Annotated in this window: 15 protein-coding genes, 1 tRNA gene and 1 pseudogene; 9 read left to right on the forward strand and 8 right to left on the reverse strand. The window is 57.6% G+C overall.

Features of this window, described 5'->3' with window-relative positions; translation table 11 throughout:
• Positions 1 to 57: 57 nt before the first annotated feature.
• The 3 genes and pseudogenes from CCGE525_RS21650 to rfbC form a co-directional block, all read right to left on the reverse strand.
• Positions 58 to 1,006, reverse strand: a protein-coding gene (locus CCGE525_RS21650) for an IS630 family transposase (RefSeq protein WP_120703057.1) whose coding sequence is annotated in 2 segments (ribosomal slippage) — positions 58 to 669 and positions 671 to 1,006 — 948 coding nt in all. Because the reading frame shifts where the segments join, the coding sequence is not laid out codon by codon here.
• 90 nt (positions 1,007 to 1,096) lie between these two features.
• Entirely contained in the window at positions 1,097 to 2,239 is a 1,143-nt protein-coding gene (locus tag CCGE525_RS21655) for a glycosyltransferase family 4 protein (protein ID WP_120706089.1), read from the reverse strand.
• Between the two features lie 144 nt (positions 2,240 to 2,383).
• A pseudogene (gene rfbC, locus CCGE525_RS21660) lies at positions 2,384 to 2,818 on the reverse strand (dTDP-4-dehydrorhamnose 3,5-epimerase); the annotation flags it as partial.
• 13 nt (positions 2,819 to 2,831) lie between these two features.
• On the opposite strand from rfbC, the gene CCGE525_RS21665 reads away from it, so the two are divergent.
• Positions 2,832 to 3,767: a tyrosine-type recombinase/integrase gene (locus CCGE525_RS21665; RefSeq protein ID WP_245472058.1), complete on the forward strand. Its 936-nt coding sequence runs from the start codon at positions 2,832 to 2,834 to the stop codon at positions 3,765 to 3,767.
• 59 nt (positions 3,768 to 3,826) lie between these two features.
• On the opposite strand, the gene CCGE525_RS21670 is transcribed toward CCGE525_RS21665, so the two are convergent.
• From CCGE525_RS21670 to CCGE525_RS21685, 4 genes are all read right to left on the reverse strand, one after another.
• Positions 3,827 to 3,900: transfer RNA gene (locus CCGE525_RS21670), tRNA-Gln, on the reverse strand.
• A gap of 216 nt (positions 3,901 to 4,116) precedes the next feature.
• A complete protein-coding gene (locus CCGE525_RS21675) occupies positions 4,117 to 4,752 on the reverse strand; it encodes an NrsF family protein (RefSeq protein ID WP_120706091.1) in 636 nt (211 codons plus the stop codon).
• Complete coding sequence (locus CCGE525_RS21680) at positions 4,739 to 5,305, reverse strand: sigma-70 family RNA polymerase sigma factor (RefSeq protein WP_120706092.1); 567 nt, start codon at positions 5,303 to 5,305, stop codon at positions 4,739 to 4,741. Before CCGE525_RS21680 ends, CCGE525_RS21675 begins: the two co-directional genes overlap by 14 nt.
• A gap of 430 nt (positions 5,306 to 5,735) precedes the next feature.
• Positions 5,736 to 6,335: a TetR/AcrR family transcriptional regulator gene (locus CCGE525_RS21685; protein WP_120706093.1), complete on the reverse strand. Its 600-nt coding sequence runs from the start codon at positions 6,333 to 6,335 to the stop codon at positions 5,736 to 5,738.
• Positions 6,336 to 6,515: 180 nt separating this feature from the next.
• On the opposite strand from CCGE525_RS21685, the gene CCGE525_RS21690 reads away from it, so the two are divergent.
• Complete coding sequence (locus tag CCGE525_RS21690) at positions 6,516 to 6,818, forward strand: putative quinol monooxygenase (RefSeq protein WP_120706094.1); 303 nt, start codon at positions 6,516 to 6,518, stop codon at positions 6,816 to 6,818.
• An 89-nt stretch (positions 6,819 to 6,907) separates the two neighbouring features.
• Here the strand turns inward: CCGE525_RS21690 and CCGE525_RS21695 are convergent, their stop codons facing one another.
• The gene (locus CCGE525_RS21695; protein WP_120706095.1) at positions 6,908 to 7,864 is read right to left on the reverse strand and encodes a phytanoyl-CoA dioxygenase family protein; all 957 of its coding nucleotides are present in this window, start codon (positions 7,862 to 7,864) and stop codon (positions 6,908 to 6,910) included.
• A 413-nt stretch (positions 7,865 to 8,277) separates the two neighbouring features.
• On the opposite strand from CCGE525_RS21695, the gene CCGE525_RS21700 reads away from it, so the two are divergent.
• The 7 genes from CCGE525_RS21700 to CCGE525_RS38395 all read left to right on the forward strand — a co-directional run bounded on the left by CCGE525_RS21700 (position 8,278) and on the right by CCGE525_RS38395 (position 16,824).
• On the forward strand, positions 8,278 to 9,195 hold the full coding sequence (locus tag CCGE525_RS21700; protein ID WP_120706096.1) for a DUF1003 domain-containing protein: 918 nt from the start codon (positions 8,278 to 8,280) through the stop codon (positions 9,193 to 9,195).
• Between the two features lie 716 nt (positions 9,196 to 9,911).
• Positions 9,912 to 10,373 carry a BA14K family protein gene (locus CCGE525_RS21705; RefSeq protein ID WP_120706097.1) on the forward strand — a complete coding sequence of 154 codons (462 nt, stop codon included), beginning with the start codon at positions 9,912 to 9,914 and terminating at the stop codon, positions 10,371 to 10,373.
• A gap of 463 nt (positions 10,374 to 10,836) precedes the next feature.
• Positions 10,837 to 12,315 (forward strand): lipopolysaccharide biosynthesis protein, encoded by a 1,479-nt coding sequence (locus CCGE525_RS21715; protein ID WP_120706099.1) that lies wholly within the window; start codon positions 10,837 to 10,839, stop codon positions 12,313 to 12,315.
• 107 nt (positions 12,316 to 12,422) lie between these two features.
• Positions 12,423 to 13,283, forward strand: coding sequence for a galactosyl transferase (locus CCGE525_RS21720; RefSeq protein ID WP_120706100.1), 861 nt, complete (start codon positions 12,423 to 12,425; stop codon positions 13,281 to 13,283).
• Positions 13,267 to 14,376 (forward strand): acyltransferase family protein, encoded by a 1,110-nt coding sequence (locus CCGE525_RS21725; protein WP_245472059.1) that lies wholly within the window; start codon positions 13,267 to 13,269, stop codon positions 14,374 to 14,376. Before CCGE525_RS21720 ends, CCGE525_RS21725 begins: the two co-directional genes overlap by 17 nt.
• A 700-nt stretch (positions 14,377 to 15,076) precedes the next feature.
• Positions 15,077 to 15,982 carry a nucleotidyltransferase and HEPN domain-containing protein gene (locus CCGE525_RS21735; RefSeq protein WP_120706101.1) on the forward strand — a complete coding sequence of 302 codons (906 nt, stop codon included), beginning with the start codon at positions 15,077 to 15,079 and terminating at the stop codon, positions 15,980 to 15,982.
• 386 nt (positions 15,983 to 16,368) lie between these two features.
• The gene (locus CCGE525_RS38395) at positions 16,369 to 16,824 is read left to right on the forward strand and encodes a hypothetical protein (protein WP_162950233.1); all 456 of its coding nucleotides are present in this window, start codon (positions 16,369 to 16,371) and stop codon (positions 16,822 to 16,824) included.
• Positions 16,825 to 16,838 lie beyond the last annotated feature (14 nt).

Consider the following 16,838-nt stretch of genomic DNA (forward strand, 5'->3'; position numbering starts at 1 on the left):
GAGCGGGTGGGCACAGCAACCCTGTGGTCGACGGGTCCCCTGCCCCTCTAGAGCCTTTCAGGTTTTGACGGAAGCGTAGCCGGCATTGGCGAAGTAGTTGCTACATTCGTTGGGCTGGATTGTTGTAACGAGTTGTCCGATGTGACGCCACGTGTCATCGATGGTTCGCTTCTGAGCCAAGCGCATCCAGTGCTTGATTTTGGCGAAGGCCTGCTCAATCGGATTGAGGTCGGGTGAATAGGGCGGCAGGTACCAGAGCCGTGCACCGGCGTTGCGGATCATCTGACGGATGGCGACCGACTTGTGGGAACCGAGGTTATCCATCACGACGATGTCGCCGGGTTCGAGCACCGGTAGGAGTTGTTGCTCGACATAGGCACGGAAGCACTGACCGTTGATCGGTCCATCGAAGACACAAGGTGCGGCGAGCCGATCGCAGCGCAGCGCGCCGAGGAAAGTCAGGGTGCGCCAATGGCCGTGCGGGGCGAAGCTGCGCAGGCGTTTGCCCCTCGCCCCCCAGCCTCGAAGCGGCGCCATGTTGGTCTTGATCCAGGTTTCGTCGATGAAGACCAGCCGTCTTGGATCGAGACCGGCCTGCCAGGACCGCCAGCGCTGTCGTCGCCGCGCTATGTCGGCACGCGCCTGCTCAAGGGCGAACAGTGTTTTTTTTGAACCGCAGCCCTTCGCGCCGCAGGAACTGCCATACGGTATCGTGGGACACCTTCACCCCTCGTGCGGCCAACTCTTCCTTCAACCCGTGCAGTGACAGATGCGGCGTCTGGTTGATCCGCTCTGCGATAAACGCCCGGTACGGCTCCAGAACACGCTTGCGGTGACCACCCATCTTCCCGGGCGCGACGGATCCGCTCGAACGATAACGCTGAGACCACTTCACCGCTGAAGACACCGCAATACCGAACCGTGCCGCCACCGACCGGCAGCTCTCGCCGGCCTCGATCGCATCAACAACACGCTTACGAAGATCATTTGAAAGAGGTCGAGTCATCTGATGCTGGCCTCCACTCCAGCCAACATCTTGAATCACAAAACAAGCAAAAACGGAATCCCTTCCGATTCAGCTAAAAACGGAAACGCTCTAGCGCTTTCTTTCGCTAGCGCCAGAAGGCATTTGACTGTGCAGTCTTTTGTAAAGCACTGCATAGGCATTACCCATCCGCTCTGCGGTAAAACACTCTTCGTATCGCAGGCGAGCCGCGTTGCCTAAGGACGCTGCTGCCTCACCATCAGCCACAAGACGTTCCATTGCTTCCGCAAGCGCCGACGGATCGTCCGGCCGCACGACATAGCCGGTTTTGCCGTGCTGGTTGACGAAGCTGGTGCCAGTGCCGATTTCGCAGGAAATCATCGGCTTGCCGAACATCGAAGCTTCGACGAGCGAAAGGCCGAATGCTTCCGAACGGAGATTGGAAGGAAATACGACCCCGGTGCACAGTTCGAGAAGGGCAGTCTTATCTGCATCTGCCAGTGCACCTAGAAAAAATGCGTTTCGCAGACCGTGCTGCTGCGCGTATTCCTTCAGCGAAGCCTCCATCGGACCTTCGCCGACGATGACAATATCGATGGCCGTCTGTCTTGCAGCCTCAAGCAGAATGTGAACGCCCTTGTAGTAGCGCAGCACCCCGACAAAGAGGAAAAACGGTTTGGCAAACCGCTCATGCCAGCGCGCTTTATCCTGTTCGCTTGCCTCACGATAATCCGCCTCATCCAGGCCAAGTGGGATGACAGTGGTCTTATCCTTGTAGCGCTGCAAAACCTCGCTCGTTGCCAGATAATTCGGGGAGGTAGCAACGATCGCGTCAACGCTCTTGAGAAAGCGGTGCATGACGGGTTCGTAGAGTTTCAGCAGAAGCTTTTGCTTCACGATGTCGGAATGGTAGGTCACGACGGTCGGCTTGCCGGGCGGTGCGGCAAGATGGACGATATCCATCATCGGCCAGGGAAAGTGGTAGTGGATGATATCGGCCTTCCGGCTGAGCTCCCGAAAACGCCCGAATGCCTCGCGCGAAAAGCCGGTAGACGCGAATTCAAAGTCGAGCTTGGCCTTATGAGCCATATGGCCATCGAATTCAGCAGTGTTTTTCTCAGGCGTCTTGCTGAGCGAGAGAACATCGGACTGTATATCATGCCTTGCGACGCCCTTGACGATCGCGTGGATTGTCCGCTCGACCCCGCCGAAAGTATCCGGCCAATATGTTTTGAAAAAATGTAGAACGCGCATTCCATTCCTGTAGCGAGAGAAGCTGCGCAGGTCCATAACCGGTGTCGCAAGATCCGGATGTCAGATCAATCCTTCATGCCGTCCGTATACCGGACAATCCCTCCTTGTTCGCCCAGCCTCGCGGCCTTCGCGGCAAATCCGGTATCAGTCGAATATCTCGGCATCCGTCAGCAACGGTTGCAGCTGATCCTTGGCGGAAAGCGTCATGGCGCCGACTGGTTTCCAATCGATTGCGAGCTTCGGATCATCCCAGCGAATCCCGCGGTCGCTTTCCGGAGCATAATAATTGGTGGTCTTGTAGAGAAATTCGACACGGTGGCTCAGCGTCAGGAATCCGTGCGCAAACCCTTCCGGGATCCACAGCTGACGCTTGTTTTCCTCCGACAGAAGGACGCCGACCCACTGGCCGAAGGTCGGCGAAGACCGTCTGATGTCGACGGCGACGTCGTACACCTCTCCGATGACGACCCGGACAAGCTTGGCCTGAGCGTGCGGCGGCAATTGATAGTGCAGACCGCGCAGGACGCCCTTGCCGGACCGGCTGTGATTGTCCTGCACGAATGCCACGCTTTCTCCTAAGGGCGGCCCACGATTGCCCGGCAAGCCCGGCGATCCGGAATTTGATGCAGCCTATAATGCGGCGCATTCCACCAAGAAAGCGCCCGCCAGCGGCACGCTGCAATCCATTCTCAACGGATTCCAGGAAAGCACCGATTGGCACGATCTCGCCGATCGGACACAAAGCGATTACATCAAGCTCATCAAGGTGATCGAGCAGAAATTCGGGACGTTCCCGCTCTCTGCGCTTGCAGATCAACGTACCAAGGGCGTCTTTCTCGCATGGAGGGATGAACGCGCGCTCAAATCGCGCCGCCAGGCTGATTATGGTTGGCAGGTTCTGGCGCGCATCATTTCATGGGCGAAGGATCGCGGCCTTGTGGTCGCCAACCCCTGCGAGAAGGGGGGCAGAACATATCGCACGACCCGCAATGAATTCGTCTGGTCGGACGCGGATGAGGCGGCCTTCCTGGCCTCCGCTGACGAGCATCTGCATTTGCCGCTGATCCTCGCCCTCTGGACCGGCCAACGCCAAGGCGACCTGTTGCGGCTGGCGTGGATGCAGTACGACGGCCACTATATCCGCCTGAAGCAGGGCAAGACGAAGATCAACGTCACGATCCCGGTCGGCGCGCCGCTAAAGGCCATGCTCGATCCGCTGCGCCAGAAATCAGGGAACGTGCTGGTCAACAGCTACGGAGATCCTTGGACCAGCGACGGCTTCCGCTCGTCATGGGGCAAGGCGTGCCGAGCGGCCGGAATCTTCAATGTAACCTTCAACGACCTTCGCGGAACCGCCGTAACGCGCTTGGCTCTGGCCGGCTGCACGGAAGCGGAGATCGCGACAATTACCGGCCATACGCTTCGTGAGGTGCGTTCGATCCTTGATTCGAACTACCTCAAACGCGACGTGGCCCTAGCCGAAAGTGCCATCCGGAAGCTCGAAGCGAGAACAAAATCTCCCAACTGAGTTTCCAACTGACCTGAAACGTTCTGGAATTAAAACGGAAAAACGCTAGCAAAAACAGATGGCTGGGAAACCTGGATTCGAACCAAGATTAACGGAGTCAGAGTCCGCTGTTCTACCATTGAACTATTTCCCAACAGCCGCCGGGCGATGGACGCCCCCGCGGGGAAAGCAGCGCCTCTATAATGGAATTCGCCGCGGATGCAAACACTTTAACGCCGACGAATGCGATTTTTTAGGCAAGGCACAGGCATACAACAGGATAGTCCGTGAATGGCGGCGTTTCCAGGCATTATCCAAAATCGTTTGCCGCGCGCGGCCGCTATGGCAAAACGGCGGCAGTTCTAATCCATCACCAGCGCAGCATGCGCTTGCCGACGACATATCCGACCGCCGTCACCACGGCGATTGCGATCGGATACCAGAGCAGGACGAAGAGCGGGCTGTCGTCCGTGCAGTTGGAAGCATAGAAGGTGGCGGCAATGCCGCTTGCCGCAAGCCCGGCGACCGCACCCGCGACACCTGGCTTTTCCGGCGCACCTTGACGCAGCGCAAAGAGGAAACACGCGAGCGGGCCGATCGACAGCAGCGGAATGAAGGTCAGACAGAAACGGGCATTGTGCCCGATCATACGCGTACCCCACGTATCGGCCGGCATGACCATCAACTCGGCAAGTGCGGCAGCGACCAGCAGCAGCGGCGCGGCGAGCAGCATCCAGCCCCAAGGGCGCAGCGATACGCCGGGGCGGCCGATGCGGAAGACAACGGCACCGGCAGTGACGGCCAGCGTGATAGTGACGACGAACTTGAAAAGGAAGCGGACAGCTTCCATGGCGTTATCGATATCGGCGCGAAAACCGATCGCCGTGAAAAAGATCGCCCCGCTGATGAGGATGCCACCGATGACCGCCAGCGTCAGCGCCTGCCCGATCCGCGAGCGGACCGGCGCATCCTGCGCCAGAAGGTTGATGAGGTCATCGGTTTTCACTTGTCTCACTCCGATATAAGGCGGCAAGCGCCTTCAATGCGCGATGCAGGGCCACGCGCACCGCACCCTCCGTCATCTTCAGCCGATTGGCCGTCTCGCGCACGCTGGTTCCTTCGACGGAAATGGAGCGCACGATGGTCCTCTGCGGATCTTTCAATTGCTCCAACATATGATCGACATCAAGCCTATCCAAGGCACTCGTCTGCTGCTCCGCCTCCAAAATATCAATGACATCGTCGATCGGCACGCTTGTATGCCGCCCGCGCCGTCTCAGGCTGTCGATCAGCTTGTTGCGCACGATGGTCGATATCCACGGACCGATGGGGCGAGAAGTGTCCCAGGTTCCGCGTTTGAGATGCATCGTCAGCAATACTTCCTGGACCACGTCCTCGGCCTCGCTTGCCGGCGCGCCGAACTGATCGCAGCGTCTGCGCGCCATGGCGCGCAAATGCGGAGTGACGTTGGACAGGAAACGATGATAGGCCTGCGCATCGCCGTCGACGGCGGCTCGCATCAAGACTGCCCATTCCTCTTCGCGCGCCGAATAATTCATTCGACACTTCCTCCTACGCGCGACAGCACGATTTCGTTACCGGCAAAAGTCCTTCTTTTTTCAAAATCTCGTCCGAATCGAATTTCGGCCGAAAACAGATGCCCTGAAGATTGAGCATCATCCGGTGATGTTACCGGAGAGCAACAAGAAACAGTACGGCATGGAACGGCGACGCACAGGCATCGTTTCCGCCCCGTCCCATGCTGGCGCGTCATCCGTGCGGAATCAAATCTCATTTATTGCCCCCGGTATATACGCAGAGAATAGAATAATAGACTTGCCGTTGCAGAAGCTTGGGTCACATTCAAAAAAATTGTCGTTGCGTCTGTAACAATCACAAGGCGGCTCCGTAGACGTCAGTGCAAGCCCATGACGGTTCATACTCTTTGCGGGGATAGGCTTATGAAGGACAGCATCGTCACCCTGGCCATCAATGCGCGACGCTCCGGGGATCAAGCAGTACAAAGGCCGGACGAATGAGCCCTTCCAGAAGGGCCCTTTCCGGCCGGGTGCGCGCCAGAACGCGAATACCGAGCAGCATGCCGAGCAACATCCGCGCCATGTCGTCCGCCGACTGTCCGTTGCTGATGGTGCCGTCTCGCTGGCCCGCTTCGATGCAGCGCCGGAAGAAGGCCTCGACTTGAACAAGGACATTGGCAACCACCCGCTGAAACTCCGGATCGCGCGGCGCAACCTCCAGCGCCGAGTTGACGAGCATGCAACCCTTGCGCTTGGTATCTTCCAGCGAGCGGGCAACGATTTCGTTGAAGAAAGCCTCGATCGCCCGGCGCGGCGGCAGATTGCCTTCGAAGCGGCCGACGCGATCGCCGAAACTATGGTCGACATAAAAATCGAGCGCACGCCGGTAGAGAGAGCGTTTGTCGCCGAAGGTATTGTAGATGCTGGCGCTGGTCAGGCCCATAACCGCGGCGAGATCGCGGATCGAGGTCGCCTCGTAGCCGTGCTCCCAAAAACGCTCGACCGCCAGCAGCAGCACAGCCTCCTCATCGAATTCCCTTGGCCGGGCCATGGCCCAAGTCTCCCAAGAAGTTGATCCCTGCCCGAATGGCGCGGATAATGTTCGTCCTGTAATTTAAAACGAGCGTTCTAAAACGCAAGACGAAGACGACACCAGAGTTCAAGGATGAGAGAGGTGCCGCCTTTCGCCCCGAACGATCCGAAACTGATCTATCCAAAGAGGAGACATGCCATGACCAAGGTCGCGCTCTACGTCGAACTGAAAGCCAAGACCGGCAAGGAGGAAGAGGTCGCCGCCTTCCTGAAAAGCGCCGTCGGCCTGCTGACGCAGGAACCACAGACCGTCGCCTGGTTCGCCGTCCGTTTCGACCACAATACCTTCGCCATTTTCGACGCCTTCGACGGCGAGGATGGCCGCCAGGCTCACCTCAACGGCCCGATCGCGGCCGCGCTGATGGCCGGTCACGACGAACTCTTCGAAGGCCCGCTCGCCATCAAGAAACCGGATGTCCTGGCGGACCGGTTGCCAGGTTAACTGGTCGCCGCGCGATGGCGGTGTCTACATCCCATTACAGGAGATCGCCTGGGTGGGCAGTGTCCCGGTAGAGCCGGGCGTACGATCCGCTACCGCAGAACCGGCTCCCCATGGAAGCGGCGTCGCGATGGCTTCGAGACGCCGAAGCCGACTTCCATCATCAGCCGCGGTTTCTGCGTCGGCACGGTGCCCATGTGGAAACCGAAGGGATCCTCGACGAAGCCGAAACCGGCTTTGCCTGTCAGCGTCACGGCGCTTCCCTTCCCGTAAAATCCGAGAACCTCCTCTTCCGGATGACCGACAAGGAGCGTCAACTGATGCTTCATCCGCCGCCGTCTGTGACTGCCCTTGACGAAGACATGCGGCCCGGTGCCTTCGTCCACATCGACCAGGTTGAAGAAGAACTTCAGCATCCGCCAGTCATCGAGATCGAAATGATATTTGAACGAGGCACGGCTTAGATCGGCCTCGGAGGCCGATTTTGTTGGAAAGCTCCACCAGATGCGGGTGGTGATCACCTGAGCCTGCCCACCGAGATAGTGTTTGGCAACGTCAGCAAGCAAAGGGTCGTGCTGAACCGCAACGACCGAGGCGCAATCAAGCGAGCGTTCGAAAAAATGCCCGCTGAGCAGAGGGCGCCCAAATCGTGCTTCGGCATCCGCGTGTTCGGGCGCTATGAATTCAAGCTGCCTGTTGAAATTCCCGAAGCAGCCGGTGGACCCTGCAAATTGAGCAATTTCCCGATGGATGTTTTCGGGCAGCACCAAGCCGGGGAAAAACCCGTCCGTCCGGAGCGCGTTGACGACCGCATTGCACTCAATCCCAGAGAACATCGATGTACCGGGCTCCGGACGCGCCACGGGGCGCCTGGTCGCGAACCAGTGGATGCGCCGAAACGGCATCGTCCGGGCCAGCAGGAACATGGGCAGCCAAGCCGGATTTTCTTTCACATCTGCCAGATAGGTGGGTATGCGGACAGCCATTCGCTTAAGACGTCCGCCTTGTCGGGCGACGGACTCCAAGTCATTTGCCGAAGAGTTCTGCATAGGTATCCTTTCCGCACGCGCGCAGATCCGCAGCGACAGACAGAGTCCCATTGATAAACTCGTTGTATCTAATCACTTAATCGGCTTGCGAGGCATCTATTGCATCGCAGCAAATAGAAGGCCATCAACTGTGGTCAAGGGATGAAAATGGTAAAATCCGACGCAGACACGCTCCGATTTTGCAAATGTTTTCAATGGTTCCCGGATTAGTTGTTAATTGTTTCTGGTGCCTTGATTGGCGGGTGCCCGGCGCGCCGACGCGCCTGCGGCATATTTTGTTTGCCATTGCTTAGGGCAAGATCGCTACAATCATTTGCAATGAATGGGTGATCGGCTGGAACCGCCAATTTACAGTCACAATCCTGTTCCGATCATTGGCTAGACAAACAGGCAGCAGCAAAAGAGGGCGACATATGGCAGAGACGAAGACCTTTGATCCGGCGGAAGGAATAGTCGATTTTGACGCGGGCGAAGGCGAAGCAGCGACCGTGGAGATGGACGACTACACGAAAAGCCTTGCCCAGGCGAAGGCCAAGTCCGTCAAACTCGTCGATGCCATTACCGGCGCAACGCTCAAGAAGAAGGATGCGGTGCATTTCGATGACCTGCGCCCATCGCTGGCGGAATTCGTGCGCCAGAAACATCCGGGCATTCGCTCCGACGACTACATAAGCCGTAAGGGGATGGACGACTATCGCGCCCAATATATCGCCGAACTGTTGACGCACGAGCGCGGCGAACTTTCGAACCTGGAAGACGAAGTCGTCGAAAGTCTGAAGACGCACGACACCCTGGCCGAGAACATCGAAGAGGACTACGAAGATCGTCGTTCCATCGGGGACCGCATGGCCGATGTCGTCGCGTCCTTCGGCGGCAGCTGGACCTTCATCATCTCGTTCTGCTTGTTCCTGACAGTCTGGATGGGCATCAATCTCGCCATGGGCGAAAAGCAAGCCTTCGATGTCTATCCGTTTATCCTGTTGAACCTGATCCTTTCGACGATCGCCGCCCTGCAAGCGCCGATCATCATGATGAGTCAGCGCCGGCAGGAAGCGAAGGACCGGCTGCGCGCGCTCAACGACTATAAGGTCAACTTGAAAGCCGAACTGGAAATCCGCCACCTGCATGAAAAAGTCGACCATCTCCTCAATCGCCAGTGGGAGCGGCTGACGGAAATCCAGCAGATCCAGATCGAGATGATGCTCGAGCAGGCCAAAGCGGCCACACGCGCCCTCAAGGCCAGCAAAGCATCGAAGGCAAAGACCAATGCCTTGAAGAGCCTTTTTGGCAAACCCAAAGCGGCGGAGCCGGACGAATCGACAGAAGAATAGGGCCTGAGTTGCCCGCCTTCGTCATCGGCTCGGTACGCGGCCTCGGCCGAGCCTGTATCGCGGCATATCATGCGAGCGACGTCACGGACGAATGGCCATTCGCGCCCCTGCGGACGCGGGCCCGATCGACGATGAGCCGGAAGCCGGCCGGCAGCATGAGCGAACATCGCCCTGAACATATTTTTTATGATGGCCGTTGTAGTCACACCAGGCAGCGTCCCCTCGGCCGGGTAGCAACAGGGCACTTTGTGCGATCTCGGCAGCAGGTATTATCGACGACACACGTATAACGTTTTCCGCCGCGCCTGCAGCCGCACCGCCCCAAAGTAAGACGAGAAAACACACGATCGTCCTCATGCCTTCCTCCCTTATCTTAGAGAAATGACAATGAACCTTGAGTTGTTTATCGTCAATCAACACTCTTAAAGTAGCTAGAATGGGTGATGCCTACGCTCTGCGAAGAGCTTCGGAATTAGCCTTTTATAAATGCTGGTAGGGGAAGCCGAGGGATAGTCCTGGCACAACCAGCTCACGCACCTCGTCGATGCCAATCCGGCCTGACTTTGGCATCATTGCGCGATGAATGGCGCGATGATGGAAAGGCGCCTGAAATGACCCCGCGCGCGTCGATCGCGATGTTATCGCCAGCACGATCGACCCCGACCTCTGCCGGAACCGCGGGACCGTGTTTCGCGTTAAAGAGCGAGGTGAAGAAGATGAACAGGCTCGCCATTATAGCTCTATCCTGCGTAACCGCGCTGACCGGCGTGGTCACACCCGCTGAAGCTTTTCCGACAACTGGTCCGCTAAAGATCACAACATCGGACGTTCAGACCGTTCAGTATATGGGCGATCGCGGCAACATGAGGGGTCAGTGGAACCGTCCTTACTGGCGCCGCGGCTATGGCGGATACTACGGCCACGGCGGATATTACCGCCATGGCGGATATTATGGCCATGGCTACTACCACGATCACTACCATGACGATGCTGGCGCCATCATCGGCGGCCTGGCGGCCGGCGCCATTATCGGCGGGATCATCGCCTCGCAACGCGGCTATTACAGCGGCGGCGGACATACAAGCTGGTGCTATCAGCGCTATAGATCCTATCGGGCCTACGACAATACGTACCAGCCCTACAACGGCCCCCGCCGGCAATGCTATTCGCCTTATTGATGAGCATCTGTAGGCCAACGGCGACTGCGGTCGCGCAGCAATCCTCCTTGAGCGGAACATCGCCGCAGCAGGCTTCACATCAATTGTGATCGCAAATTGTGATCGCATCAGTCAAGCCGCGACGTCTGAGCGCGGCCCGCTGCCTTTCACTTCACCGCGTCGGCGCATGTCGCTGGCCCGTGGAGAAAGTCATTGCGATCATCTTCCATCAAAAATGTGCATCGCAGCAAAAAGACGGAAACACATCGCAGCGCGTCAAAAACTCGCCCCTTTTTCGTCTTAACGCCGAACCCGGCGGCAACATCAGCCGCTTGACCTGACGCGTTTCGGAGCCATTTGAGACAACTGCGTTCGAATTCTTAACCATGCACAACTGCCCTCGGCACAAACCAGATGGAGTTGCAACATCGCTAGTGAATCGAATGAAGGCTTGAAGTCGCCGCCCACCTGGGAAAGCGAAAGCATGATCCCCGAGGCGGACGAAATCGTCTTCGAACACTTGAGTGAAAACCGGTCTCACGCGGCGGTGAAGGGCGCGTTCTGGTCGGCGCTCGACACGCTGATACCGACGGCGTTGAACAGCCTCGTTTTCATCGTCACGTCGAGATATCTGCTGCCGCATGATTTCGGCCTCGTGGCGCTTGCTTTCAGCATCGTCAGCTTTGCCGCCGGCCTCGGGCCGACCGCATTCGGCGAAGCGCTGATCCAGCAGAAGACCATCCGGCGCAGCCACCTCGACACGGTGTTCTGGCTCTCCTTCGTGTCGGCGGCCATCCTCTATATCGCAATCTTCTCCGGGTCGCCCTACATCGCCCATGCCCTGGGCCATGACGAAATCGTCGGCTTGCTGATGATCATCGGCCTGAAGATCTTCTTCGACATGATGATCATCGTTCCCAATGCGCTGATCGGCCGCACGATGTCCTTTCATCTTGCCGCCGTCCGCACGGCAATCGCCACGGTCGTATCCGGCCTCGTGTGCCTGGCCCTGATTTTCGCTGGATTCGGCCTCTGGGCACTGGCGATCGCGCAGATCGCCGCGCCTGCCGCCGGATGCATTGCCGCCTTCTGGGGCGCGGGATGGCTGCCGGGGTTGCGGATCCGGTGGAGCAGTCTTCGCGAGCTTCTGCACTATGGCATCTTTGCCTCCGGCAACCGATTTCTGCAGTCCATGAGCCTCGATCAGCTCATCATCGGCACGCTTGTCAGCCCCGCCGCGCTCGGCATCTATAATTTCGCCCGGCGGCTTTTCGAGATGATCAACAACGTCGTCGCCGGAGGACTGACCTCGGTGACGCACGTTCTTCTGTCGTCGCTGCAGCACGATCAGAACAAGGTCCGCGAGGCCTTCCTCATGGCGACCTTCGGCTGCTCGCTCGTGTCGTTTCCGGCTTTCATGGGTCTGGCGGCCGTGGCTGATGACGCCATCCCGCTGATTTTCGGGCAGCATTGGGCCGCCGCGATCTGGCCGGTTCGCTTCTTCTGCGTCATCGGATTGATGGCCGGAATAGGCGTTGTCCAGGCATCCCTGATTACCAGCCAGGGCAGGTCGGACTGGTGGTTCTATTACCAGCTCGTCCGAAACATCGTGACGATCCTCACCGTGCTGCTGCTCTACCGATATGGCGTCACCATCATCGTCTTCGTGCTGATGCTCGAAGTGCTGCTGCTCTGGCCGGTCACACTTTGGATGGTTTCCCGCCTCATCGCGCTCAGTATCGGAAATTACTTTGCCCAGTTTCTGAGACCGATCGCCGCCTATGTCGGCATGCTGGCCGCCGTGCTCGGCGCTTCCGTATTGCTGCAGGACTGGAGCCCGGCCCTGCGTCTGGCAGTCGAAATTCCCGTGGGCGCGATCGTCTACACGGGCCTGATCTTCATCCTGTGCCGGGAGAGAGTGCTCTTCCTGGCGCAGACAATGCTGCGGCGGCGCCAAAGATAGCCGTCCTTGAGCCCGTTCGGCGCTGTGAGCGAGGCGCCGAACGATCATCCATTCCAATGTCTCTATCGGACCCGCCGAGGCCGGTGTGATTGCAAAGGAGGGAATTTATGTCACTCATCACCTTCATTATTCCGGTTCGACACCAGGCCAATGCAAAGGATTGGCCTGCCTTGAAAGAGCGGCTGTCCCAGACAGTCGGATCCATAGCCGGTCAATCCCATCGCGACTGGAGGGGCGTGATCGTCGCGAATGAGGGGGCGGACCTGCCCGATCTGCCACCGCAATTTTCCGTCGCGCGCGTTACATTTCCACCGAACCAGCTCCACGATTTGGACAGCGACGACAAGGAAAAGGTCTACGACGCCTTCCGCCTCGACAAGGGGCGCCGCGTGCTGCGCGGCATGCTTGCGGCCCGCGATTCGCGGTTTTTCATGATCGTGGACGATGACGATTTCGTCAGCGCCAACATCGTCGATCATATTGCCGAGCAGCCCGACGCAAATGGCTGGAAGATCGACAAGGGCTACCTCTGGAACGAAGGCGGCCGGTTGGTCATGCAGCACGATGACTTTGCCAATTTCTGCGGCACATCATTGATCGTGCGAGCGAGTCTTTATGAGCTGCCGGCGGCCTTCGAAGATGCCGGCGCCGACTATGTGAAGTCGATGCTGGGCAGCCACGTGCGCATTGCCGGGATCCTGGCTGGACGAGGCAGCCCGTTGGGTACACTACCGTTTCGCGGCGCCATCTACAGGGTTGGGCACAGCGGCGCACACAGCAAGTCTTCCAACCTCCTGACTTCGCATTTTTTGAGCCCCTATGCGCTTCGCCACCCGCGCCAGCTTGTTCGCAATCTCCTGCGGGTCCGCCCGCTCGATCGTGGCCTGCGCAGCGAATTTTTTGGCGCTGCCCTAAGCAGCTACGACAACCGGCAAGGCGGGATGGTGGCCAGTGCTGAACGCATCTGAGATATCGGCGAGAGAAAAAGACTCCGAGATCATCCCCTCCCAAGGGCAGCCGCGCTCGCAGCCGGCCAGCCGGACGTGCCATCGATATGCATCGTTGGATGCCATGCGGGGCCTCGCGGCGTTTTCAGTCGTTGTCTATCATCTACAACGGCCCTATGCGCCCTTGGCCTATGTCGCGGTCGATTTCTTCTTTGTTCTGAGCGGCTTCGTCATCGCGCGGGCCTACAGCGAAAAGCTCGCTGGCGGCATGCCGCTCCGAGCCTTCATGAAAGCCCGCTACGCGCGCCTCTATCCCCTGTTCCTGCTCGGCACGCTCTACGGCCTAGTGCAGCTGCTCGCCCATTGGAAATCGTCGAACGATACCGTCGCCGATCTCTTCGCAAGCTTGTTAACGACCTTGTTCATGCTGCCCTCGCCGAGCTTTCTGACGAGATCCGCGACGGACATATTGCCGCTCTATCCCCTGAATGGGCCGGCCTGGTCGCTGTTCTGGGAGCTGCTCGTCAACCTCGTATTTGCCCTGATGCTTTTCCGGATAAGAACGAGACATCTGGCTCTCATCGCCGCCGTCTCGCTAGCCGGCCTGGTGGCATCCGTCTCCGTCCACCAATCTCTCGATCTCGGCTGGGAATGGCGATCGGTCGATGGCGGACTGGCGAGGGTCTTTTTCTCCTTCGTGGTCGGAATGATCATATTCCGACTTCGCAAGGGTAGCCCGCCCGCCGCCACCTATCTTGCGCTCCTGCCGATCGCCCTGATTTTCGGCCTGCTGTTTCTGCCCGTCTACTCGCTGAAATTCGCTCTGTTCTTCTGTGTCGTCATTTCGCCGCTTGTCGTCCTTGCCGGCACGTTTCTGGAAATTCCGGAGCGCATTCAGCCGTTTGGCATATTTCTCGGCTATCTCTCCTACCCGATCTATATGTGCCACCGAGGTTTCACGGAAATCTATGCCCACTTCGTCCATAGCGACCAGATACCCCCACTGCTCTACATCGGAGGATTCTTGGCATTGATCACGGTGATATCGCTTCTATCCGCCCAGAGCGTCGCCATCATTCCGAAACTTGCGCCAAAAAAAATGCAAACCCCGTAGATTTGGGGTCGGCATCGGCGATGTCACGGGCAATGGGGGTTTGAAGGCCTGATCCGACGCCATCGGCTCGGCAACCTTTAGGAGCGAGCAAAGTGATCTATGCAACATACAGCTCTACTCGCCGAGATCATTGCGCGGGTGAACGAGCTCTTCGGCGGCGACACGATAGAAGGTGACCAACTGAGCTATCTGACCACTCTGCGGGACAAGATGCTTGAGTCCGAGACCTTGGCGACGCGGGCTGCGAATAACACTAAGGCCCAGTTCGACGATTCCCCGACCCTGCGGGACGACCTGATGAACGCAACGCCTTCGAGGCGCGTACCTCGCTCAGCAAGCAGGCGCCGGACTCGCAGAAAGTGCGTGATGGCTTGAAGGAGGTGCTGCTCGGACCTGCTGGTCTCTGTGAGGCTCTGTGCTCACGAGCAGACATGGTTACCAATCCTTAGCAGGAGGCTTGAGGATCACAGACATAGATGTCAACACTATAGCGTTGCTCGGATTTGACGGCTTCTCCAAAACTTGTCCGACGACCGGAATAGCGTAAGTGGTGCAGTGACCCCTGGCCATAGCAAGGCATCGAGCTTATTCGCGTGAGCTCACATGTCGGCGACTGCTGATTTAAAGGCATCAGCGGGTCTGGCTTTTACAACCAGATCGTGTCTAAAAAGGAACTGTCAAAAAGGGTTCACCGCTTCCGATGAAGGCCAGCCTCGATCATCTGCCGGAACGCAAACAGCGCGAATTGTCGCGCATCGTCGAGATCCTGCATGAGGAGTTCGAGGATGCGCTGAAGGAAGGCACCGCCGACTTCAAGAAGAAGGGGCGCATCCTCAAAATCATTTTGTTCGGCTCCTATAGTCGTGCCGACTGGGTGGATGAGGTCCACACCAGCAAGGGCTATAAGTCCGACTATGACCTGCTGATCATAGTGAATAACCGCAAGCTCACCGATTTCGCGCTTTTCTGGCACAAGGCAGCCACTCGTTTCCCTTTCGACCGCCTCATCAAGACGCCGGTCAGCCTGATCGTGCATTCGCGCCGCGAGGTCAACGCGGCGCTGAAGGAAGGCAACTATTTCTTTAGCGACATCCGTCGCGACGGCATAGTACTCTTCGAGCTCGACGATGAAGAGCTGTCCGAGCCCAAACCGCTCTCCGCCGCGGACGAGCTGAGCGCCGCGCGAACACATTTTGATAGCAGAGCCCCAGGTGCGACTAACTTTCTTCGTCTCTCGAAAGTCGCGATCGAGACAAACATGCTGAAAGAGGGGGCATTCTTACTTCATCAGGCCATCGAGCAAGCTTATTCGACATTACTGTTGACGCTGACCAATTATAGCCCAGCCTCACATAACCTCAACCACCTAAGAACGCTAGCTGAAGGCCGTGACCGGCGCCTCGTGGAGATTTGGCCAAACGAGCGCCAACGCTATGTCGCCTGGTTCAACACCATCAATCAGGCTTATGTGAAGGCTCGCTATTCGCCGCACTACGAGATCAGCGAGGAGGCCCTGCTGTGGCTGCGTGAGCGGACGGCCGAGTTGCAGCAGCTCGTCAAGGCTATTTGCGAGGAGCACCTGACGGAATTGAAGAAGCGGTTGTAAGCTCAGGGAAATACCGCGTCCGAGGCATGCCATAAGTGTGTTCCGGCGTGCAAATTTGAGTACTTTGGCACATTTCAGCTTGGAATAGGACGTAGGTACTTCCACCCATTCATTCACGGAATGGGGAAAAAGTGGGGACACTGAGGGAATCTCGCAGAACCGCAAGAGAAAACAAAACGTTACGCATTTGGCGGAGAGGGTGTCCTCCGTACATGAAAATTTCTTCAGTAATATCAAAGAATTAATCAGTAAAAGATCTCGATTTTGTAGCAAGATTTGTAGCACGTATGGCTCGGTGTTAGAAGGATCTAAGGCAGATCCCATACAGGCGTTTTTTGGGATGTGGCAGTAATTCCTAACAGCCCTGTTTCACACTTGGGGACCCTATGCAGGAAAGTATCCATCGACCGGCGACCGTCTCGTTCGTCTGCCCTGTCTGCAAAGGTGGGAACGTTTGGGACGTAACCGTTGCACCTTACAAGCTAACGGTAGATGACCCTCGGCAGGCGATCGGGATTTCCGAAACCGATGCCCCCTGCCCAGACTGCCGAGGAACAATCTACACGATAGTCGTTGAGAACCACGGTGGCGTGGTAAAAACATTTATTAGAGATAACCCCAATATCAAAGTGAGGTTGGAGAGTTACGAAATTACAAGGTACGAAGACTTTCTGCATAACTACTATCCAACTGATCCTCTCACGACATTCGATAATGCCAAATTGGAATTGGCAGCCCTGATTATGCGAGTCCCCGAATCCGTACGAGATAGCGTCACATTTTCGCGCATGGCATTTCTCCAATGGATGGGCATGATGGAGGCGTTGACCTTGCCCCGTTGAAATAATCCATTTTG

Source organism: Rhizobium jaguaris, assembly GCF_003627755.1.
GTDB classification, from domain to species: Bacteria; Pseudomonadota; Alphaproteobacteria; order Rhizobiales; family Rhizobiaceae; genus Rhizobium; species Rhizobium jaguaris.